The following is a 20,823-nucleotide window of genomic DNA, read 5'->3' on the forward strand; positions in this document are numbered from 1 at the left end:
GTGAGGCGCAGGGACGCGCCTCATGAATACGGAATACCCTACAGCTCTTTCGCTTCCTGCTGCATCTTCAGTACATCCTTCAGCCGCTGCTCCAGGATCGCGTGGGTCTGGTAGTCGTTCTTGGTCAGGCGGATACCGTGGCGCAGGTGCTGGGCGGCCTTGTCGAAGACGCCGTTCAAGATGTAGTACTCGGCGCGCGCCTCGTGCACGCCGACGATATCGCCGGCCAGGCCGTGGGTTTCCGCCAGCAGGTACCAGACCGACGGATCCTTGCGGCGGGTGCGGCTGTGCCTTTCCAGGATACGCTCCGCTGTCACATAGTTGCCGGCCTTGAAGTGGGCGTTGGCCAGGCCCATGGTCAGCGCGTGATCGCCGGGATTCCTGTCCAGTGCGGACCGCAGGCGGTCGGTGGCCGCATCGTAGGCGTGGCGGGTGATGTCGACATCCGCCCGCGCCAGTATGTAGGCATTCTTGTCCGGTCGCGCGTCCAGCAGCGGCTGCAGGGTCTCCAGTGCATTGTCGGGCTTGCCGGCGTCGATCTGCGCCAGCACCAGGCCGTAGCGGGCCGCTTCCTCGCTGTCATTGATACCGCGCAGCTCCGCCTGGAAGCGCTTGACCGCCTGCTGCGGCGTGGCTTCGGCCCTGACCCGGATACGGGCGCGCATCAGGTGGTAGTCGAGGCTGTCGGTGGTTTCCGTGTCCGGCATACGGTTGGCACGCAGCCTGGCGTCGGCGATACGCTTTTCGGTTACCGGGTGGGTGAGCAGGAATTCCGGCGGTCGGCGGTAGTAGCGGGTGGCCCTGAGCATCTGCTCGAACATCTCGCCGGCCGCCTCCGGGTCGCGCCCGGACTTGGCCAGTGTCTCGATGCCGACCCGGTCGGCTTCCTGCTCATTCTGGCGCGAAAAGCGCAACTGGCTGTCCAGGGCCGCGGCCTGGGTTGCGGTCATGGCGGCGATACCGGCATCGCCGCCGGCGGTGGCGGCCAGAACCAGCGCGCCCAGCATGCCCGCCAGGGTGGGAATGGTGCTGTTGCGCTGCGCTTCCAGGGAGCGCGCGTAGTGGCGCTGGCTCAGGTGGCCCAGTTCGTGCGCGACAACCGACGCGAACTGGTCTTCGTTCTCGGCAAACAGGAACAGGCCGGTGTGAATCCCCATGACACCGCCGGGGACGGCGAAAGCGTTCATGGTTTCGTTGTTGACCACCACCACGTCGATGGCCTTGTCCTCCAGCGGGCTGTACTCGGCGAGGCTCTTGACCGTCTTTTCCACATACTGCTGCAGCAGGGCGTCGTTGGAGGTGGGCACCTGGCTGCGGAACATGCGCAGCCACATCTGTCCCAGCTCTTTCTCCCGCGCGTGGGAGACCACGCCGCTGGTGGCATCGCCCAGCTCGGGCAGCCGTATCTGGTCGTCGTCCGCCAGCGCTGCCGGCGGCACACTGCCGAGCAGCAGCCCCATGCCCAGCGCGGCCAGGCCGCCGCCGAGGCGTCGCCGGAGCCGGCGCAGGGGGCTGTTCATTGTCAGGTCGATCATCGGTTGTTTACTGCTCGGTCGGTTCCGGGGAGATCTCTGGGACAACTCTATGGCAACCTCAGCGAACTGTCGAGGTTTTGACCAGTGCGGCGAGAAAAGGTTCTCGGAAACGGTCGCCTGCGGTCACGGCCCGCCGGATAAATTTGCGCGGCGCTTGAGCCGGCGCGGATTCCCGCCGAACATACGCGCTATAATGCGCCGATCGATAGAAAGTGACCGCGAAGCCAATGACAGTATCCGCCGCCGATCGCGAGCCCGACTGGGAGGGTGCCGCCACCGTGGATGCCCGCGGCCTGTCGTGCCCGCAACCACTGTTGGCCATGCGCCGGGCGCTGCGGGAGTACCCGGCCGGCACGCTGCTGTGCGTGCTGGCCACGGACAGCGGCTCCTGGCGCGATTTTCACAGCTTCGCAGTACTGGGCGGCCGCCCGCTGCTGCGCGCCGAGCGCGGCGGAGACTGTTACCGCTACTGGCTGCGGGCCGGATAAGATGAGAATGCCGAATTTATGCTGACCATTGTCAAACACTGGGTAAACCGCTATTTCAGCCAGGAAGAAGTCGTGTTGCTGGTACTGTTGCTGCTGGCGGCCCTGGTGGTGCTGGCCACGCTGGGGCAGGTGCTGGCACCGGTACTGGCGGCACTGATCATCGCCTTCCTGATGCAGGGCATGGTTCAACGGCTGCAATCCTGGCGGGTGCCCCACTGGCTGGCGGTGAGCCTCTCCTGCCTGGTGCTGGTGGGGACCATCGTCGCGCTGTTCCTGGTGGTACTGCCGATTATCTGGCGCCAGCTGGTGCGGCTGTTTGCCGAGCTGCCGAATATGATCGAACAGGGGCAGCAACTGCTGCTGCTGTTGCCGGAGCGCTACCCGCGCCTGGTGAGCGCCGAACAGATCGACGAGATTTTCAATACCATCGGCAGCGAGCTGGGCAATGTGACCCAGACGTTGCTGACCTTCTCGCTGGCCAACCTGCCGATACTCGCCGGAGTGTTGATCTACGCGGTGGTGGTGCCGCTGCTGGTGTTCTTTTTCCTGAAGGACTCGGACAGACTGGTCGGCTGGTGCACGTCCTTCCTGCCCAACCACCGGCCGATGCTGCGCCAGATCTGGCACGAGATGAATGACCAGGTGGCCAACTACGTGCGCGGCAAGGTGATCGAGATCGCCATAGTGGCGGTGGTCAGCTACGCCGCCTTCCTGGCGCTGGGGGTCAACTACGCGCTGCTGCTGGCGGTCGCCGTGGGCCTCAGTGTGCTGATCCCCTATATCGGTGCCGCGGTGGTGACCATTCCGGTGGCTGCCATCGGCCTGTTCCAGTGGGGCTGGAGCAGCGAGTTTTTCTACCTGATGCTGGCCTACGGCATCATCCAACTGTTGGATGGCAATGTGCTGGTGCCGCTGCTGTTCTCCGAGGCGGTCAACCTGCACCCGGTGGCGATCATCCTGGCGGTGTTGTTCTTTGGCGGTATCTGGGGCTTCTGGGGTGTATTCTTCGCCATTCCGCTGGCGACCCTGCTCAAGGCCATCATGAACGCCTGGCCCACCGCGGAACACCAGGCCGAGTGGCAGGCCAAGGAGGTGGAGGAGACCACGGTCGACACGGAACCATCGGCATAGGCCGCGCTATCCTGTCTCCGCCCGGGGTTTGCCAAGTGCCGTGTCTGTATTTAGAGTCCGTGCCTGCATTTAGAGCCGCGCCTGGATTCTGCTCCTCAATATCAACCCTGATTAGGAATGACCCATGAGCCTTGCTGGCAAAGTACTGGCGGTCAATGACGATTTGCCGATCCGCACCGATAAACCCGTCCACAGCGGCAAGGTCCGCTCGGTCTACTGGCTGACAGAAGCCGACAGCCGGCGCCTGATCGAGGAAAAGGGCTACCCGGTGGCCCCCGACGCACCGCTGGCGGTGATGGTGATCTCCGACCGCATCTCCGCCTTCGATTGCATCTGGACCGGCGAGGGCGGCATGCGCGGCGTACCCGGCAAGGGCGCGGCGCTGAACGCCATCGCCAACCACTGGTTCCAGCTATTCAGGGACAGGGGGCTGGCCGACAGCCATATCCTGGATATCCCGCACCCGCTGGTGTGGATCGTGCAGAAGGCCCGCCCGGTCATGATCGAGGCGATCGCGCGCCAGTACATCACCGGTTCCATGTGGCGCGCCTACGCCGGAGGTGAGCGCGAGTTCTGCGGCATCCGGATTCCCGGCGGCCTGCAGAAAGACCAGAAACTGCCAGAACTGCTGATCACCCCGTCCACCAAGGGCATTCTCAAGGGTATTCCGGGTGTGCCGGAAGCGGACGATGTGAATATCACCCGCAAGAATATCGAAGACAATTTCGAAGCGTTCAATTTCCGCAGTGCCGGGGACATCGATCGCTACGAAAAACTGTTGAAAGAGGGCTTCGCCGCAATCTCCACCGAGCTGGAAAAGATCGACCAGATCTTCGTCGATACCAAATTCGAATTCGGCTATGTCACCGGCACCGATGGCCGGGAGAAGCTGATCTACATGGACGAAGTGGGCACGCCGGACTCCTCCCGCCTCTGGGACGGCGAGCAGTACCGCAACGGCAGGGTGGTGGAAAATTCCAAGGAGGGCTTCCGCCAGGCATTGCTGAACCACTTCCCGGATCCGGATATCCTGCTCAACAAGGAGCGCATGGACGAGCGCCAGGCGCTGGCGCGCGACAACGAGCTGCCGGAATCCATGCTGATGGATGTCTCCGCGACCTATGTCGGAATCGCCGAGAAGATTATCGGCGGGAAGCTGGAAATCTCCGACAACCCGAAAGCGGAGCTGATCGGCGTCCTGCGCGATGGTTACGGTTTGATTGACTGAGCCCGTTTATTACAACGTACAAGAAAACCGGCAACTGCCGGTTTTTTTGTGCCCAGCCACAATTCGCCATTTTTGGCCTCCGCAAAGCCAGTATCTGGCCGAATCCCGCCTGCTTTGCCTGGTTCAATCGCTGAGCCTCTTTATCGTTGACAAAAAAAAGCAATCGGGGGAAACGGATGAAAAGAAAACTGCTCTCTGTGGTATTAGTATTGGTATTGGTATTGGTATTGGTGTTGGCAATTCTGTTCTTGGCGTTGACAGCGCCGGGCTATGAATCGGCAGAGAAAGGGCGGTTGGTCGCCTACCGCGGCGGTGGCCAGTTGCTGGATTACGCCACCTTCGATCATCGGTGTATCGCCAGCCAGATCCTGGAGACCCCGAACCGCCATATCGAGAATACGCTGCAATCGATCGATGCCTCCGTCGCCGCGGGTTTCGATGCGATTCACCTCAATCTCCATCACACGGCGGACGGAAAATTTGCCGTATTCCACGACTGGACACTGGATTGTGCCACCGACGGTAAGGGCGTCACCTCCGAACAGACGCTCGACCAGTTGCAATCCCTCGATGCCGGCTACGGCTACACTTTCGACGACGGCGAGTCATTCCCCTGGCGCGGCAAGGGATATCGTATTCCCTCGCTGGACGAGGTGGTGACACGTTACCCGCGGCTCGAGATCTGGCTCAACCTGAAAACCGCTGACGCGAAGACCGTCAAGGCGCTGCTGGATTACAAGCGCTCGTTGCCCCCTGGACAGCGGAACAATTTCTTCCACTTTGCTGCCGACGAGAACCTGCCTCTGTATGAGCACCGCGGGTCCCGGCGCACGGCACTGAGCATGGCTTCCGACAAACGCTGTATCCGGGATTACCTGCTCTACGGTTGGAGTCGCTTTTTCCCTAAGGCCTGCGCCAACACCAATATCGTTGTGCCTCCCAAATTTGCAGGTTACCTGTGGGGCTGGCCGCAGCAGTTTGCCGCCAGGGCTCAGAGGCACGGCAGCCGGGTTTATCTCTGGAGCAAGCACCGAAAACTTCAACCGGAATCCAACCTGCTTGATAGCGGTATCGGAATCATTACCGGCGATATTGCAGGCGCCGACTCTTTCCTGTCGGCCCATTAGTGTAGAACGCACCATGTGCACCAGTGGCCAGACCGCGCGCGCAGGCCCCGGGCCGGTGCGTACGATGCACACGGCGGCCATGTCCGCCGCCACAATTCGCCACAATTCCCCATCTCCTCACCTGAATTCCACCCCGCTTCTGCCGTTTTGGCCCTTTTTAATGGCCTCCATTAGAAACGGATATTGGAGGGAAGCTTGTGAACAGGGTGATCTATTCCGGCCAGCGGATTCCGCGGGACCTGCTGGTGCTGCCGACGGACGAATACTACCGGCGCCGCTACCGCGGCAGCCGGCGCGGGCGCTGGCTGCTGTTTGTGGTCACTGTGCTGGCGGTAATCCTGGCCGCAATGGGCGCGCGGGCCGGGGAGGGCGGGCAAGGTGAATCCGCCGCGGTAACGCTGAACGATGTGGAGGCCGGCGATCTGCTGTTTTCCGCCGGTGGCAAGGGGCAATATGTGCCCGCCATCCATCTCGCCAGCGATGCCCGCATCTCGGTGCGCGGGCTGGTGGCGGAAGTGCAGTTGCAGCAGCAGTTTACCAACCGCAGCGGCGAGTGGCGCGAGGCGATCTACGCGCTGCCGCTGCCGGAAGACGCCGCCGTCGCCGGACTGGAAATCCGCGTGGGCGAGCGCCGTATCGTCGGCAGGGTGCGCGAGCGGAAAAAGGCGCAGCAGATATATGACGCGGCGCGCAAGGCCGGCAAGCGCGCCGCGCTGCTGGAGCAACAGCGCCCCAACCTGTTTACCAACAAGGTGGCCAATATCGCACCCGGCGAGACGGTACAGGTACAGATTCGCTATCTGCAGCCGGTGCGCTACGACAGCGGTACTTTCAGCCTGCGCCTGCCCACCACCCTGACGCCGCGCTATATTCCCGGTGAGGTGAAGGCCGCCGGCGCAGGCAATGCCAACTCAGAACTGGAACTGGTTGCGGACAGCAGTGGCTGGGCACTGCCTACGAACCAGGTGCCGGACGCGGACAAAATCACCCCTTTCATGCAGCCGGCCGCCGAGCTAACGGCCAATGACAGCCACAGAATTTCCATCGAGGTGAGCCTGGATGGCGGCCTGCCGCTGGCGGATATCTCCAGCCCCTATCACGATATCGATTTCAGAAAGCGGGCGGACGGCCGCTATCGTGTGCGGCTGAAAAACGGCAGCGCGGTAATGGACAGGGACTTCGCCCTCAACTGGCGCCCGCGCAGTTCCGCCATGCCGCGCGCGGCGCTTTTCACCCAGGTTGCCGAGCCCCGCAACGAGAAAAATGTGGCCGGGACGGATTCGGGTCACTACCTGCAGCTGTTGCTGTTGCCGCCGGACGCGGCCAGGAATGTACGGCGCCTGCCGCGGGAAGTGGTTTATGTAATCGACACCTCCGGCTCCATGGGGGGCAACTCCATCCGCCAGGCCAAGGAGAGCCTGCTGATGGCGCTGTCGCGACTACAGCCCGGTGACCGCTTCAATGTCATTGAATTCAATAGCAACACCCGCGCCTTTTTTCCGCGTCCGGTGACGGCCGACAGGCAGGCTGTCCAGCATGCCCGCGACCTGGTCGAGGGGCTGCAGGCCGGCGGCGGTACCGAGATGGCGCCGGCCCTGCGCCTGGCGTTGAGCCAGCAGCTGCCCGGCGACAACAACCTGGTGCGCCAGGTGGTATTTATTACCGACGGTGCCGTCGGCAACGAGCGGGCCCTGTTCGAATTGATCCGCCAGCAATTACAGCAGGCGCGGCTGTTTACCGTGGGGATCGGCTCGGCACCCAACAGCCACTTTATGCGCAAGGCGGCGCAGTTCGGCCGCGGGGCTTCTGTGACCATCGGCGACCTGGGCGAGGTGCAGGCGCGGATGCAGGCGTTGTTCGCCAAGCTGGAGAACCCGCTGGTGACGGACCTGCAACTGACCTGGCCACAGGGACTGAAGGTCGACGCCTATCCCAAGCGCCTGCCCGATCTCTACCGCGGCGAGCCCCTGCAGTTGGCGGCGCGCATAGATGGCGGCCCGCTCGAGGGGGAAGTGGTGCTGCGCGGCCGCCTCGCCGGCAAACAGTTCCAGCGCAGCCTGATGTTGAAAGAGAGCAAAGAGGGTGGTGAAAGTGGTGAGAATGGCAAGAGTGGCGAAAGCTCCGGCCGGGGCATCGGCAGCGTCTGGGCGCGCGCGAAGATAGCGTCCCTGCGCGACCGCCAGCTGGAAACCGGCGAGCGCAGCGAGGCCGGGGACGCGCTGCGACAGCAGATACTGCAGTTGGCCCTGGATCACCAGTTGGCGAGCCCCTACACCAGTTTTGTCGCTGTGGAAGAGGAAGTGGCGCGCCCGGCGGCGCAGCGTATCGCCAAAGGCCCGGTGCCCAACGCCGTCGCCCGCGGCCAGCTATTGCAGACCCAGGCCTACCCGGGCACCGCCGCCGGCCTCAGCGCCCAGCTGTTGACCGCCGCAATCCTGTTCGGCCTGGCCGGCCTGCTGCGTCGCGGGCGCCCGTTGAAAGGGAGACTGCTGCATCGCCTGCGGCAGCTGTTGCGCCGCATCGTGCCGGATCCGCGCCGCGCACGTGACGCGGCGGGGCGTTGCTGATGTTGCGCAGGATCCTGTTTGCCGCCTGCCTGCTGGCGGGACTCTGGCAGGCGGGCGCCGCCGCCTGGCTGCTGGCCAAGGCCGAGCTGGCCCAGTACCTGATCGCCGATGCCTGGGAGGAGCAGTTGTCGGTGGGGAAAGCGGTCAAGCCCTGGCCCTGGGCGGATACCTGGCCGGTGGCGAAACTGCAGCTCGCCGACCGCGCGCCGCTGATGGTGTTGGCGGGCGGCAGCGGCCAGGCGCTGGCCTTTGGGCCCGGCATGCTTGCGGTGTCCGGCCAGCCGGGCGATGCGCGCACCACGGTGATCGCCGCCCACCGGGACACCCATTTCACCGGTCTCGACCAGCTGCGGCGCGGTGCGCCGGTCATGCTGCAGGATCACCGTGGTCGCTGGCACCGTTTTCGCGTTACCGAGACGCGGGTGGTGGATAGCGATCGGGAGCAACTGCCGGTGTTCGCCGAGCCGGGTCTGCTGCTGGTCACCTGTTATCCCTTCGGGGTCATCGATCCCGGTGGCCCGCTGCGCTACCTGGTCTATGCCGAATACCTGGGCGCCGGCGAGACGGTGCAGCTCTGAATATCCCGCTGGGCATGGGGTTCACCGGGTACTAAGACCGAGTACTACAGATGCCAGGCTATTCGCGCTCCCCAGAGGTCCAGCTCCTGTTCGTCCAGGAACAGGCGCCGGTACTGCAGGCCCAGCTCGATGTTTTCAGACAGCGGTCGGGCGGCTTCCAGGCCGATCAGCGGGTCGGTGCCGCTGCTGCTGTCCGGGTCGATCGAGCGGTTGCCGGTAGTGGGATCGTCGCGCCAGGAATAGAGCCCGGCACTGACGGACGCGCGCCACTGGCCGAGGGGAAGATCGAAGCGGTTGGCGAGCGTCCAGCCGCTGCCGCTGAAAGGCAGGCTGTTTTCCAGGGCGCTGGTCAGGGCGGCGTCGCCGGCTTCGGTATCGAAATCGAAACGCACTTCGCCCAAATCCAGGTAGCCGAATTCAACAGCCATTCGCGGGTGGTAGCGGTAGCCCAGCGCCAATTGCCAGGCCGGGCGCCGCACATCGTAGTCCGATATGTCGACGTCCACGCCGTTGCGTTCCATGGCACTGGTGAAATCCCGCGCGGTCCGGCTGCCAATGGCCTGCTGTACATCCAGGGCGAGATACAGCGCCGGCCGCGCTGTTTGCACCGTGGTGGCCCGTTCGTCTTGTGCGACCGGCTGCTGTACGGGCGGCTCTTCCTTGACCTCCGGTGCTGCCGCTGCCACCGGTTTTTTGTGGGGTGCGGGATCTGCGGGCACCAGCTCCGGCGGCAGCGTGACACGGATTGTTGCCCGCCGCGCCGGGGCCAGGCAGGTAACCCTGTCCTCGCGGGGCAGTGTCGCCGGGCACGGTTGGCCGTCGGCTTTCGATGCGACTTCCGCAGTGTGGGAAATGGCTGCCTTCGCGACGCCCCGTCGGCTCAACCAGTCGCGCAGTGACTGCGCCCGGCGCGCGGCGAGTTCGCGGTTGCTCTCGAGACTGCCCATCGGGTCTGCGCGACCCTCCACCTGAAACCGCAATTGCCCGAGCTGTTCCGCTGGCAGTTGCGACCAGAATTCCTCCAGTATCTGTCTCTCTTCCGGGCCCAGGCGGTAGCGGGCGGAGTCGAACTGCAGGGTAATGCTCGTCGCGGCACTGGCGGCGCTTGCCAGCAGCGGGGCGAGGGCGGCGAAGATGGTTAAACACTTTGACATGAGTTGTTCCTTGTTCACTCGGGAGATACAAGGCGGACCGCTCGCCGACGGTTGCGCCACAGTACCAGCAGCAACAGGGCCAGCAGTGTCGGCAGCTCCAGGGCACCGCCCCCTTTGTTCCTGCCGTTGACCGACCCGGAGCCGGCATGTTGGCCGCCACTGCTGCTGGAGCTGCTGCTTCCGGAACTACTGGAGCTGGAACTGCTGCCGCCGGAGCTGCTCGCGCTGGAGCTGGAACCGCCACTACTCGAGCTGCTGCCAGCGGCTACGGCCAGGCCTCCCGGGTCCAGGAGGCTGCCGTTTGCGAGGCTGTCGCTGTCGTTGGGGCCGCCGTCCTCCAGCGTGAGCTGCAGGCAGTGGTAGCCTTCCACCAGCCCCGGCTGCCAGGCGGCATCGCCCGGCGGTGGGCAGAAGCCGACGTCGCCGGCGCTGGAGTGCAGGGCATTGTTGTTGTCCTCGACAAACGGGAACCACAGTTGGCCGTCGAACTTGCGGTAGACGGCGCCGGCCGGAATCGCCTCGGCCAGGGGGATGGCCACGCGCACCGTCCGGCCCGGGATGGGCAGGCCGTGCACTTCAAAGTCGAACAGGCCTCCGGCGTGGTTGAAGCCCGGGTCCGCCGGCAGTGCGTCTTCCCGGATCGCAGCGCCGCCGTCGGCCCCGGCGAGGGCGTAGCGGCCGCGCCGGCAGAGCAGGCCGGGCTCGCACTCGATCAGGAAGGCATCGGTCACGCCGGCGGCCAGGGGAAGGACATTGCCGGCGGCGATATTGTCCAGATAATCCGGAATGCCATCGCCGTCCGAATCGCCGAAGCCTTCGCTCAGGTCGTCCAGGTCGTCGCCGTCGCTGTCGGTGAGGCCGTCGAGCAGCGGTGCCGCCGTCGCCAATCGGAAACTCAGTTCGGCGGTGTCGGAGGCGCCGTTGCTGTCGATGACGAACGCCCGCAGGGTGTAAACCCCGGGGGCGAGGGTGGCCGGATCGAAGACAAAGCCATCGTCGGCCGGATCGCCGTCGGTGTCGGTCAAGTTCGGCGAGGTGCCCGCCCAGTTGTAGTTGTGGGTGTCGGCGGTATTGGGATCGGACACATTGGCGGTGACCGTCACATTGCCACCACCGCCGGTCACCAGTGCGGTATCGATGGCGTTTTGCTGCAGTTCCAGCGATACCACCGGCGGTACATTGCCCTCGGTGATGGTGACGGTATGCCGCGTGTTGGCGCCGCTATTGAGCGCGCCACCATCTAGGTCGACCACCAGCGTTTCATTCCCCTCGATGGCATCGCCACCGGTGAGATTGACGGGCAGGCTCAACTGGAGCTGGCCGCTGCCGAACGTCGCATTCCCGTCCACCAGGTCGTGATCCGCAGTGTCCGCCGTGCCGGACGTGGCGATGCTGTAGGGCGCGTCCAGCGGATAGCTGGGGGCCGGGCCGTTGAGATAGACGCGCAGACTTACCGGGCCGCCCTCAACGCCGATCTGGTCCCTGCCCAGCGATACCAGGGGCCGGATCTCAAGCGTCTGGACATCGGTACCGGTATTGCCCTTGCGGTCTTCTCCCTGCCAGTCGACGGTATGGGTTCCGGGCGCCAGCCACAGGGTGTTGTCGCTGTCGATGGACCGCGGGTTGCCGCTGTTGCTGGCGATGCTGGCAGCGCGGGTGTCGCAGCAGTCGGCGCCGTCGATGGCGTCGCTCGCCAGTGCATCCCGGGCCTGCTGGACCTGCTCCTCGGTGGCATTCGCCGGCAGTTGCAGCAATTGTCGCAAGGTCACCGGGGTGAACAGGCCGGTGGCGTCGAACAACAGGTCCGCGGGCGCGGTGACCACCGGTGGCGTGTTATCGAGATAGTCGTCCGCATCATTGGGATCGGTGCCATCGATGCCTTCCTGCACGTCGCTGACGCCGTCGCCGTCGCTGTCGAGGCCGTCGTCGACCAGGACACCGGTCAGGCTGCCGACGGCATTGAGGCCGATGTTGGCGTCGTTGCCGGTGGTGTCCCGCAGGGTGCCGCCATTGGTATCCAGGGTCGCGCTGAGTTCCACGCCGTCGCCGTCGCGATCGCCGCTTAGTACGGTGTAGTGGAACTGCAGGGCATTACTGCCGGAACCTGCAACATAGGTTGCGTAGCGTGTGCTTGAGCCGACGGTCAGTTGGAGACGCGGTGTACCGCTGACAGCGATGACCTCGTCGTAGTTGACGGTGAAATCCAGGGTTTCGCCGGGCTGGTAGATGTTGTCGGCCGGCGGGGTCACCGAGGTGACCGACGCCGCCTGGGTATCGACCAGCACCGCCGCCAGGCTGTCGATGGGGGCCAGGTTGTTGTCTGCGCCGTTGCCGACGGAGTCCCGCAGGGTACCGCCGTTGGCATCCAGCAGGGTATTGAGCGCAATGCCGTCGCTGTCGTTATCGCCGTTCTGCACGTTGTAGCGGAACAGCAGCGTTTGGGTCCCGGAACCGCTGATATAGTCTGCGTAGCGCGCGCTGGCGCCAATGGTCAGCGCCAGTCGCGGTATCCCGCCGCCGACGGTCACGGCTTCGTCGAAGTTGACGCTGAAGTCCAGGCTCTGGCCGGTGCCGTAGGTGGCGTCTGCCGGCAGGGTGACGGAAGCCGCCGCGGGCCCCACCGTATCCATAATCGCCGTGTCGGTAACGGCGCCGGCGCTGTTGCCGGCGCTGTCGGTCAGGGTTGTGGACAGGGTCAGGGTGCCGTCGGGCAGGCCGCTGACGTCGATGCCGGCGATCTGTTCGCCGGCACTGGCCACGGTGCCCGAACCGGTTACCGGCATGCCGCCGCCGCTGCTGCTGATACTGTAATTGAAGTTTGCACCCGCTTCGGCGGCGGCGAAGGTGAAGCTGACCGATACCGCCTCCGTGCCGTTGAGCGCGTCGTCGTCGAAGTTGACACTGTGACCGGCGGGCGCAACCGCATCCACAAGGACTCCGGCAGTGGAACCGATATTGTTCAGGCTCGCGCCGAGATCGTTGCTGGCCGCATCGTCGATGGTGCCGCCGTTGAAATCGATGGCGCCACCCGCGGCTATGCCATCGCTATCGGAGTCCTCCGCCTGTATTGCATAGCGGAAGGTCAGGACCGAGGTGCCCGAGCCGCTGACATAGTCCGCGTACACGGCTGCACTGCCGATGGTGACCGGAATCCGCGGTGTGCCGGTGACGGCCACGTTTTCACTGGTATTGACGGTGAAATCCAGGTTCTGGCCAACAGTGTAGGTGCCGGCCGTGGGTACACTGACACTCTCTACAAGGGGAGCGATATCGTCGACAACGGTGATGGTAAAGGCTTCCGCATAGGTACCACCGGCGCTGTCCTGTGTCTGGACGCGCACGCTGTAAGTTCCGGCCGCCAGTGCGCTGGCGTCGTTGGCCCGCAACTGGTTGCCACTGATATTGAAGCTGCCGTTATCCGTATCGCCGGTACCCGCTACCAGGCTGTAACTGTGGGAGTCCGCCGCGTCGGCATCGGTGCTGCTCAATGTGCCCACCTGGGTATTGGTGCCACCGCTCTGGTTGACGTCGAGTGAATTCAACGCGATATCGGTGGGAGGCTGGTTGGCGATGGCCGTGAGCAGGTTGCTGTCGGCATTGGCCAGGGCGCCGGACGTCGCCCTCAAGGTAAAAGTTTCGTTGGTACTGCCAGAAGTCGTGTAGTTGATAGCCAGGCCCGCAAAGCTGGAGACTCCGCCGCCGGGTGTGAAGGTTACCGTATTCGCTGCGCCGTCGGTATCGCCGGTGGCGGTGATAACCGCACTGCCGGGGCCGTTGGCCTGCAGGGTAATGTCGGATGCGTAACCGGTATCGAGCGTGTCGTCGGCGTCGACCGCGCGCACCACCGGGTCGCTGGTAAAGTCGGTCAACATACCGCTGGCGACGCTGGTCGGTGCCGGTTGTGTGGTGAATAACAGTTTTGTGGCGACCACATCCGCGGTGAGCGCGCCGGCGCTGACGGAGGCCAGGTTACTGCCGACCCCGTCCTCGTCGTTAGCGGTGAGTGTAAAGGTCTCCTGGTCCGCGGTGGCGGTATATTCCAGTGCGGTAAAGCTCGCCACGCCGCCGACCGCGACCAGCGCATTGCCGGTGAGGCTGCCGGCACCGTCCTGGGTCAGGGTAATCGTCTCGCTGAAATCAGTGTCGGTGTTGCCGAAGGCGTCCCGGGCCGCGATCACGGGCTGGGTGGCCAGCGCGTTGCCTGAAACCGAATCGGCGGGCTGGGTGGCGAAGGCCAGCTGTGTGGCCTCGACGTCGATGGTGGTGCCGGTGCCGTTATTGACGGCGGCATTGCTGCCCGACATGCCGGTGCCGCTGCCGTCGATGGCCAGGTCGGTGTCGCCGTCGACGCTGAGCACGATGGTATGGCCGTCGGTGAGACCGGTATTGTCGTTATAAAAGGCATTGATGGTGTAGGTTTCGCTGCCGCCGTCAGCGATGGACAGGCTCAGGGCAGAGAAGGTGATGGTGTCCGTGGCCGCATTGTAAGTGCCCACGACATCGGCCGAATCCGGTCCGCTCAGGCGCCAGGTAATCTTGCCGCGTTCGCTATCGGTCGAGGTGCCGGAGGCATGCACGGTGATGGCGGAAGCCAGCAAGGGATTGCCGTCGCCACCGCCGCCGTCTTTGAGGGTAAAATCGAATACGCCCTCCGCTTCGGCGGCTGTATCGACAGTGGTGCCGAGCGCAACGGGCTCGGTAACATCGCCTGCCGGCGTTAGCTCGCCGTCACTGTCCAGAGAGGTAAAATCGACCGATACCAGGCAGAAATCACGCTCGTCATTGGGCGCAACGCTGCTGGTGGCAGCTATCCTGAAACGAACGATACCGGCAAAGGAGCCGGTAATGCCTGCAGTCAGGTCGATGGCCGTTCCCGTGGGAGTGTCCGCACCGAGAGTAACGGGGCCTTTTGTTCCCACTATTGTGTCACTGGCGTTGTACCCGGTTATGGTGATTGTGTCAGCCCCATACTCTGCGGAGCCCGTACGGATATTTAATCCGCTAATGCCGAACAACTCACCGGAGGGATCCGAGCGGAGGGAGAAGCGGGAACCGGCATGAAACATGCTCACATACAGGCCATCACCGGGGCCGTCGTCACAGGTTGTATTTACCCCACTGCTGAGAATTTCGCTATTGGTGGCTTCCGAATTGATATAGGTAGTGAACTCGTCCCAGTCTATTGAAGGATCATCTTGATAATATTGTGCACCCACCCCTTCAAATATTTGGGTACCGGATGGCCGCAACACAGCGGAAAAGTCTGTCAGCGCCCTGTCGCTGAAGGGGCGTCCGGTTTCGATGGTTCCCGCCGTGATTTCCAGGGTCCAGTCGCCCCCCAGTTCGGCCGCGCCGGTGAGGTTGTCGGAGGCGGCCACATCCAGGTGCGAGTTGTTGTGGATCACTTCCAATAGCCCGCTATCCTCGCCGGCCAGGTCGCAGCCGTACAGCAGCAGGTCGGCGCCGGCGCGGGTGGCATGGTCGAGTGCGGACAGGAATTGCGGCTGTCTCTCCAGAGTGTCTTTATCAATACGCTGACCGCCGAGCAGCAGTGTGCCCGCCTGGCCGTGGGAAACCAGGTGTACGGCCTCCAGGTTGTGGTAATTTTTCAGCAGCGCCGTGGTCTGCGCCAGCGCATCCGTGCCCGATTGCAGTACCAGGGTTTCGACTCCCGGTCGGGTGGCGCTCTGCAGCAGAATCTTGTCCGGCACCGCGGCATCGATGATCACCAGCTCCCTGACCGGGGAACCGGCGGTGATAGCCAGGTCGGCATCGCTGCCAGTGAATTGTTTGCTATCCGGCGGAGTCTCTTTGAGCCGCGGTGGGGGCAACTGGCGATCCACAGTAGCGGCGTTGCGTCTGGCCTGATAGGCCCCATAACTACTCGGCGCCGCATAGGCTGCAAACGGTATCAACAGGCTGGTCAGCCCGCCGAGAATTTCCCTACGCATTGTCTTTTTCCCTGATTTTATTCTGTTGCTTGGCGATTATGTTGGCGGCGGTACCGGTATTGTCCCGCCAGAAATCCATGTCCTGATATTTGGCGAACAAGTCCGGCGGAAGTATGGTGCGACGGGGCCTGAACTCCACCTTTTTGCGCACGCTGTGCAGCCCTTTGACGCCGAGCTTGTAATCGAACTCACCGTCTTCATAGTCGATGTCATCGAAATTGTGGGTAAACGCCGCTTCGCCGAGAAAGCGGTAAATCAATTCCAGGGTTTTTCCTGGATGTTGTGTCAGCAGGTCGTAGTCCACCAATAACAGTTTGTCGGAGTACTCGCCGTAGTAGGCTTCCTTCAATGCCATCCAGGCGCTGCCGACGGTGCTGCCACCCATCAGCGCTTCGCAGCGGCTGTAGACCGTCTGGCGGCTGCCGGCATTGAACATGCGGCTGTAGTCGAACGGGTTCTTGCGGTAGATGACCTCGAAGCTGTCCATGATCCAGGCCGGATTGCGCACGCAGCAGATCACCTTGAAGTCGTCGAACAGTTCCACCAGTTGGTGCAGGCGCGCGGTCCACAGGCGGTTGGTGTCGAAAATGACGTTTGGAACGGCTTCTTCTGTAGCAGCGGTATCCGAGTAGTAGGCATCGAAGAGCGCGCGGCAGATTCGCTTGCGCCGCTCGTCATCGAAAAAAGTATAAAACTCGCTGCCGGCTCCCATCTGCTCCAGCGCGCCATTGATCAGGCCCGCCACCGGGCTGCTCATGGCCGCGTGAAAGCGGGGGTTCTGGCGCAGGATGCCGGCCAGCAGGGTCGATCCGGAGCGGGGCAGGCCGGAGATAAAATGTAGCTTTCTTGACATGCTTTATCGTGGTTTTTCAGAACGGAAAAAGCCGCCGACGCCGATCGCCGGCGGCCTGCTGATAAGCGCCTAACCTCTGGGCGGGAAGATGCCGGTCAGTGCGATACAGTATTTTACGGCCAGAAACGGTTGCCGGTTTTCGTGTGGCCGGCTTTCGCCACTGAGCGTCAGTGCCTCGGGCGTCAAGGTGGCATCGGGAGGGGTTTCCGTCCGGGCCAGGAAATTGACGTTTCCCTGGCCGCCTCGAGCACTGTCCTGGCCCAGGTAGGCGTTTTCTGAGGGTTGGTCAGTATCTCCACTGATATCCAGCCCGCGGAGGCTGTGGTGGTGCTGTGGCATTTCCGCCGCGGTGAGCGTGACCGAATCTGTACCGTCTTCCGCACCGAGATCCCAGCTCTGCAGCCCCGGTCCGCGGCCGGCACCGGGGGCGACGCGCCCCTTCAGGTTGGGGAGTGCGAAGGTCGTTGTGCCATTGCCACCATAGGTTGTACCGATGAGTGAAAAAAGTGCAGTGTTCTGGCTGATGGGCAGCAGCTGGCCGTCACACAATGCCCAGCCTCTCGGTACCAAAGTGTAGGGCAGCAGCCGAATCTCGCCGATAAAAGGCTCCATGATGTCTCTCCTTTAGTTGCGCGAGGGATAGATTCCCCACAGGCTGATGATGTAGTGCACCGCCAGGCTGGGCATGATGTTGTCATGCGGCTGGCTGCCGCCGGTAACGGTGACGCTGGTCGGGTTCATGGTTCTGGGTTGTGGATTGTCAGGCGCCGACACATAGATGGTATCCCCCGGAGGGCTCGCCAGCATGGCGCCCGATGGGCTGTTACTGTCAGCCGCCGCGCTGGTGGCGACAAATTCGTGGCGGTGTGCGGGTAGCTGTTGTTGCATCAGGGTGACGTTGTCCTGGCCGAACTTCTGGCCCAGAATGCGCAGTGTCAGCCCGGTCCCCTGGCCTTCACCCACCGGCAGGCGCCCGCGCAGGTCGGGCAGCGCAAAGGTGGTGCGACCGTCGCCACCGTAAGTTGTACCGAGCAAGCTGAACAGCACATCGTGATCGCTGATTGCCAGCAATTGGCCGTTGCAGAAAGACCAGCCCTGCGGCGCGTAGGTGCCGGCGAAAATGCGGATCTCTCCCACAAAAGGTTCGCTCATTTTTATGCTCCTTGTGATATTCCCGCTTGGGTATCAATCGGGACTCGGGAAAATGCCCTGGACAGCGATGCAGTAATTGCCGACCAGTGACGGTTGGCAATTGGGGTGGGGCTGTGAGCCGCCGGCAGTCGACACAGTGGCTGCACTCAGTGGCTGCATGGAGCCCGATGCGGCATACAGTTTGGCATCGGATCCGGAGGCGGCCGCGAAAAGGCTATTGTCATATTCCTTGAGCGTGCCGGTGGTCGTGTGAGCCGTGACACTGTGGTTGTGTTGGGGAATCTGGTTCTCGGTCAGGGTGACGTCCTCCTCGCCCGCCTTTGTACCCTGTGGCGTGCTTTCATCTGGGTGCATGGCTGCGCGGCCGCGCAGATCGGGCAACGCAAAGGTTGAAACGCCGTCGCCGCCAAACTGGGTTCCGAGCAGGGAATACAACGCCTGGTACTGCATGATCGACAACAGTCTGCCGTCGCATGGCATCCAGTTCTTGGGGGTGAACTTGTAGGGGTAAAAGTTGATTTCCCCGAGGAAGGGTTCGGCCATTTGTCTGCTCCCTGGTTGTTGTTTTATAAAAGCGGCCGCCTGGGGCGGCTATTGGCTAAATGCTGGCAAATGAAAGTTGCCAGTGATCGCTGCAGTGGTCGGCTGCCATTGCATGGATTCATGGGTTCCGGAATTCCCGTTCACGCGAAAACCAAGGGCGAGGTAGAGTTTCCTGGCTCTCGGGTTTTGCCGGTCCACCGACAGGCTGATCGGCAAGCCGTGTTTTTCGGCTTGCGCCTGCAGTGCACGCAGTATCGATGTCCCCAGTCCCCTTCCACGCACGCTGGTCTCGAAGGCGATATCGATGAGATGCAGGCCCGTTTCCCCTTCATCGAGCGTGACGCTGCCGATGGCTTTGCCTGCGTGTTCAATGATCCGGGTGTCCGCATCCGGCCATTGCAGGGTGTAATGGGAATGCTGGAGCCGGTATTGTTGTTCCAGTAACTGGTCGACTTGCTGCTGTGGCAGCGGCAGGCTCAGCAGGTGCTTTCGCGTAGAGGCGAATAATTCCTGCATAAACCCCCGATCCGCATCCGTCACCGGGCGCAGTGTGAGTTCATTGGGCAGTGGGAGAGCATTCAACATGCGCGATTTCTGCGAGCGGGGCGGGTACCGGGCTTCGGTTCCTGCGCTTTCAGGTTTGGGGCGTCGGAGGGGAGATTGCCGTCGTTGATCGCGTACCAGGTAATCGATGCATTGGTCGGGCGACATTCCAGTGTCCGCATGGCGATAATCCGTATTCGGTCGGTGTCGATGTGAAACGCGTCACATGCAAGGTTGCCACAGGTGGACCGGCTGGCGTTATTCCCTAATCAGGGAATGGCCCGCCCCGGATCACGTCGGCCGACCGAGCCAGGTCGCCATCAGGGCGGCACGGCTGTTGATATTGAATTTGCGGTAGATGTTGCAGATATGTTTATGGGTCGTGTCGGCTTTCTGCTCCAGCTTTTCGGCGATCTGCTTCTCGGCGAGTTCCGTCAACAGGTAGTGCATCACTTTCCGTTCCGTAGCAGTCAGCGGTTTGCAGGCAATCAACAGGCCGTGCCCCAGCAGTACCTTCCTGTGAAACCAGCCCAGGCTGCGAATGGTGTCAGCGGCGATATCCAGATCGGCTTTCCCGAAGGGTTCGCTGCTGCCGATGCGGTTGAAACAGAAGTAGACTTCCGTATCCGCGTTGACGGGCGCTACCACAAAGAGCGTGTCGGTGATGCCGCGGGCCAGATAGTGTTCCCGGTAGTGTGCGCTCTGGAAAAATTCGGGGGGGACGTGGTCCCGCATCAGGGTGGCGCGAAATCTTCCCGCCTGGCGTAGATGGTTGCTGGTGCTTTCATCCAGAGCGTACTTGCCTGTCTCCGTTTCCCTCACCTTGCTTCTGTATAGCGCTTTATCGCCAGGCAGCTCTCCGTAATGAAACACTGGTCCCAGCCTCCAGCCGCGCATGGGATCTGTCTCTGCATTCAGGTGGCGCATCCGGAGTCCACTGAGCCAGTAACCGTGTTGGGCATCAATCAGCCCGCTGATGGAGTGAAGCAGGAACTGCATGCCCCGGGTGCTCAGTTGTGGTTCCGGGAATTCGGCCAGTCGATCCCATATGGCGTGAATTTCGTCAGGAATTGATCGGGGCATAGTGGAATTTTTTTATCTTTATGTGTGGTCAGGCTAGTGGCTATTGTACCTTGTCTTGTGATTCTGTCAGGGGCGGCCTGTTTTTCTTCTCCATTTACTGTAGTGATACGGTAAACAGTGATTGCCGGCGTGGTTTTACCGGTCGATACTGGCGCAGTATTCTTTGTCGCCCGACTGGCTCCAGTCGGGCACAATGGCAGAAATGTCGAACCTCAATTTTCCCCCGCGCGGTGCCGGAGGCCCCCTGCTACTGATCTTGGCCTGTGCCCTGTTGCAGTTGTGCCACCTCGCCTGGCTCGAATTCGATCGCGAGGCCCTGGCGACGGGGCAGCTCTGGCGACTGCTATCCGGCCACCTGGTTCATACCAACGGCACCCACCTGGTGATGAATGTGGGTGCCGTGGCGATGCTATGGCTGTTGCATGGCCAACACTACCGGGCGCCGGTTTATCTCGGTCTGGTGGTGGCGTTGTCGCTGCTGATAAGCCCGGGTCTCTGGTATTGGTTTCCGGGTCTGGAGCTGTATCGCGGCCTCTCGGGTGTTCTGCACGGGCTTTTCTGCTGGGGCTGCTGCCGGGACCTGGCCGGGCGCCGGTTGTCCGGCGCACTGCTGCTGGCGGGTTGCTACGGCAAGGTGGCCTGGGAGCTGATCGTCGGGCCCAATGCCGCCACCGCGGAACTGATCCGGGCAGAGGTGGCGGTTTCCAGCCACTTGCTGGGGGCTCTGGCGGGTACCGCCATTGGCCTTGCGGGGGTGTGGCGTGTGTGGGTCGATTGGGGAAAGCCATTGTACGGCGGGCGGAAATCCCGGATTCCGCTGCGCTCCATCCGGGCTACGCCTGTCGATCCGCAATCTCGAACTTCGAAACTTGAGTGAATGATCTTTCCGG

17 protein-coding genes are annotated in these 20,823 nt (G+C 62.8%); 8 read left to right on the forward strand and 9 right to left on the reverse strand.

Annotation, left to right across the window (positions count from 1 at the left end; all coding sequences use genetic code 11):
• Positions 1-38: 38 nt before the first annotated feature.
• Complete coding sequence (locus MWN76_RS04105; protein ID WP_250459535.1) at positions 39-1,535, reverse strand: M48 family metalloprotease; 1,497 nt, start codon at positions 1,533-1,535, stop codon at positions 39-41.
• Between the two features lie 227 nt (positions 1,536-1,762).
• Here MWN76_RS04105 and MWN76_RS04110 point away from each other — a divergent pair, with 227 nt between their 5' ends.
• The 7 genes from MWN76_RS04110 to MWN76_RS04140 all read left to right on the forward strand — a co-directional run bounded on the left by MWN76_RS04110 (position 1,763) and on the right by MWN76_RS04140 (position 8,654).
• Positions 1,763-2,023: a sulfurtransferase TusA family protein gene (locus tag MWN76_RS04110; RefSeq protein ID WP_250459536.1), complete on the forward strand. Its 261-nt coding sequence runs from the start codon at positions 1,763-1,765 to the stop codon at positions 2,021-2,023.
• 18 nt (positions 2,024-2,041) lie between these two features.
• Positions 2,042-3,154, forward strand: coding sequence for an AI-2E family transporter (locus MWN76_RS04115; RefSeq protein ID WP_250459537.1), 1,113 nt, complete (start codon positions 2,042-2,044; stop codon positions 3,152-3,154).
• A gap of 124 nt (positions 3,155-3,278) precedes the next feature.
• The gene (locus MWN76_RS04120) at positions 3,279-4,382 is read left to right on the forward strand and encodes a phosphoribosylaminoimidazolesuccinocarboxamide synthase (RefSeq protein ID WP_250459539.1); all 1,104 of its coding nucleotides are present in this window, start codon (positions 3,279-3,281) and stop codon (positions 4,380-4,382) included.
• On the forward strand, positions 4,375-4,656 hold the full coding sequence (locus tag MWN76_RS04125) for a hypothetical protein (RefSeq protein ID WP_250459540.1): 282 nt from the start codon (positions 4,375-4,377) through the stop codon (positions 4,654-4,656). The genes MWN76_RS04120 and MWN76_RS04125 overlap by 8 nt, the downstream gene beginning before the upstream one ends.
• Positions 4,616-5,509, forward strand: a complete 894-nt coding sequence (locus MWN76_RS04130; RefSeq protein WP_250459542.1) for a glycerophosphodiester phosphodiesterase family protein — start codon at positions 4,616-4,618, stop codon at positions 5,507-5,509. Before MWN76_RS04125 ends, MWN76_RS04130 begins: the two co-directional genes overlap by 41 nt.
• Before the next feature lie 197 nt (positions 5,510-5,706).
• Positions 5,707-8,076: a marine proteobacterial sortase target protein gene (locus tag MWN76_RS04135; protein WP_250459544.1), complete on the forward strand. Its 2,370-nt coding sequence runs from the start codon at positions 5,707-5,709 to the stop codon at positions 8,074-8,076.
• Positions 8,076-8,654, forward strand: a complete 579-nt coding sequence (locus MWN76_RS04140) for a class GN sortase (RefSeq protein WP_250459546.1) — start codon at positions 8,076-8,078, stop codon at positions 8,652-8,654. Before MWN76_RS04135 ends, MWN76_RS04140 begins: the two co-directional genes overlap by 1 nt.
• 44 nt (positions 8,655-8,698) lie before the next feature.
• On the opposite strand, the gene MWN76_RS04145 is transcribed toward MWN76_RS04140, so the two are convergent.
• From MWN76_RS04145 to MWN76_RS04180, 8 genes are all read right to left on the reverse strand, one after another.
• Positions 8,699-9,808 (reverse strand): OmpA family protein, encoded by a 1,110-nt coding sequence (locus MWN76_RS04145; protein WP_250459548.1) that lies wholly within the window; start codon positions 9,806-9,808, stop codon positions 8,699-8,701.
• Positions 9,809-9,822: 14 nt separating this feature from the next.
• Complete coding sequence (locus tag MWN76_RS04150; protein WP_250459550.1) at positions 9,823-15,759, reverse strand: DUF4347 domain-containing protein; 5,937 nt, start codon at positions 15,757-15,759, stop codon at positions 9,823-9,825.
• Positions 15,752-16,612 carry a sulfotransferase family protein gene (locus MWN76_RS04155; RefSeq protein ID WP_250459552.1) on the reverse strand — a complete coding sequence of 287 codons (861 nt, stop codon included), beginning with the start codon at positions 16,610-16,612 and terminating at the stop codon, positions 15,752-15,754. The genes MWN76_RS04150 and MWN76_RS04155 overlap by 8 nt, the downstream gene beginning before the upstream one ends.
• A 69-nt stretch (positions 16,613-16,681) precedes the next feature.
• The gene (locus MWN76_RS04160; RefSeq protein ID WP_250459554.1) at positions 16,682-17,224 is read right to left on the reverse strand and encodes a phage tail protein; all 543 of its coding nucleotides are present in this window, start codon (positions 17,222-17,224) and stop codon (positions 16,682-16,684) included.
• 12 nt (positions 17,225-17,236) lie between these two features.
• Complete coding sequence (locus MWN76_RS04165) at positions 17,237-17,764, reverse strand: phage tail protein (RefSeq protein WP_250459556.1); 528 nt, start codon at positions 17,762-17,764, stop codon at positions 17,237-17,239.
• A gap of 33 nt (positions 17,765-17,797) precedes the next feature.
• Positions 17,798-18,307, reverse strand: coding sequence for a phage tail protein (locus MWN76_RS04170; protein WP_250459559.1), 510 nt, complete (start codon positions 18,305-18,307; stop codon positions 17,798-17,800).
• 48 nt (positions 18,308-18,355) lie between these two features.
• Positions 18,356-18,892, reverse strand: a complete 537-nt coding sequence (locus MWN76_RS04175; protein ID WP_250459561.1) for a GNAT family N-acetyltransferase — start codon at positions 18,890-18,892, stop codon at positions 18,356-18,358.
• A gap of 249 nt (positions 18,893-19,141) precedes the next feature.
• Positions 19,142-19,672 (reverse strand): helix-turn-helix transcriptional regulator, encoded by a 531-nt coding sequence (locus MWN76_RS04180; protein WP_250459563.1) that lies wholly within the window; start codon positions 19,670-19,672, stop codon positions 19,142-19,144.
• Positions 19,673-20,135: 463 nt separating this feature from the next.
• Here MWN76_RS04180 and rrtA point away from each other — a divergent pair, with 463 nt between their 5' ends.
• Entirely contained in the window at positions 20,136-20,810 is a 675-nt protein-coding gene (gene rrtA / locus MWN76_RS04185; protein ID WP_250459565.1) for a rhombosortase, read from the forward strand.
• The last annotated feature ends 13 nt before the right edge of the window (positions 20,811-20,823 follow it).

It is taken from the genome of Microbulbifer litoralis (genome assembly GCF_023634065.1).
In the GTDB taxonomy this organism is placed as follows: domain Bacteria; phylum Pseudomonadota; class Gammaproteobacteria; order Pseudomonadales; family Cellvibrionaceae; genus Microbulbifer; species Microbulbifer litoralis.

Coding starts and splice junctions, on each gene's coding strand:
- MWN76_RS04155 (WP_250459552.1), bottom strand. CDS start 16,612: ATGTCAAGAAAGCTACATTTTATCTCCGGCCTGCCCCGCTCCGGATCG.
- MWN76_RS04170 (WP_250459559.1), bottom strand. CDS start 18,307: ATGGCCGAACCCTTCCTCGGGGAAATCAACTTTTACCCCTACAAGTTC.
- MWN76_RS04150 (WP_250459550.1), bottom strand. CDS start 15,759: ATGCGTAGGGAAATTCTCGGCGGGCTGACCAGCCTGTTGATACCGTTT.
- rrtA (WP_250459565.1), top strand. CDS start 20,136: ATGTCGAACCTCAATTTTCCCCCGCGCGGTGCCGGAGGCCCCCTGCTA.
- MWN76_RS04160 (WP_250459554.1), bottom strand. CDS start 17,224: ATGGAGCCTTTTATCGGCGAGATTCGGCTGCTGCCCTACACTTTGGTA.
- MWN76_RS04175 (WP_250459561.1), bottom strand. CDS start 18,892: ATGTTGAATGCTCTCCCACTGCCCAATGAACTCACACTGCGCCCGGTG.
- MWN76_RS04110 (WP_250459536.1), top strand. CDS start 1,763: ATGACAGTATCCGCCGCCGATCGCGAGCCCGACTGGGAGGGTGCCGCC.
- MWN76_RS04165 (WP_250459556.1), bottom strand. CDS start 17,764: ATGAGCGAACCTTTTGTGGGAGAGATCCGCATTTTCGCCGGCACCTAC.
- MWN76_RS04115 (WP_250459537.1), top strand. CDS start 2,042: ATGCTGACCATTGTCAAACACTGGGTAAACCGCTATTTCAGCCAGGAA.
- MWN76_RS04140 (WP_250459546.1), top strand. CDS start 8,076: ATGTTGCGCAGGATCCTGTTTGCCGCCTGCCTGCTGGCGGGACTCTGG.
- MWN76_RS04145 (WP_250459548.1), bottom strand. CDS start 9,808: ATGTCAAAGTGTTTAACCATCTTCGCCGCCCTCGCCCCGCTGCTGGCA.
- MWN76_RS04120 (WP_250459539.1), top strand. CDS start 3,279: ATGAGCCTTGCTGGCAAAGTACTGGCGGTCAATGACGATTTGCCGATC.
- MWN76_RS04105 (WP_250459535.1), bottom strand. CDS start 1,535: ATGATCGACCTGACAATGAACAGCCCCCTGCGCCGGCTCCGGCGACGC.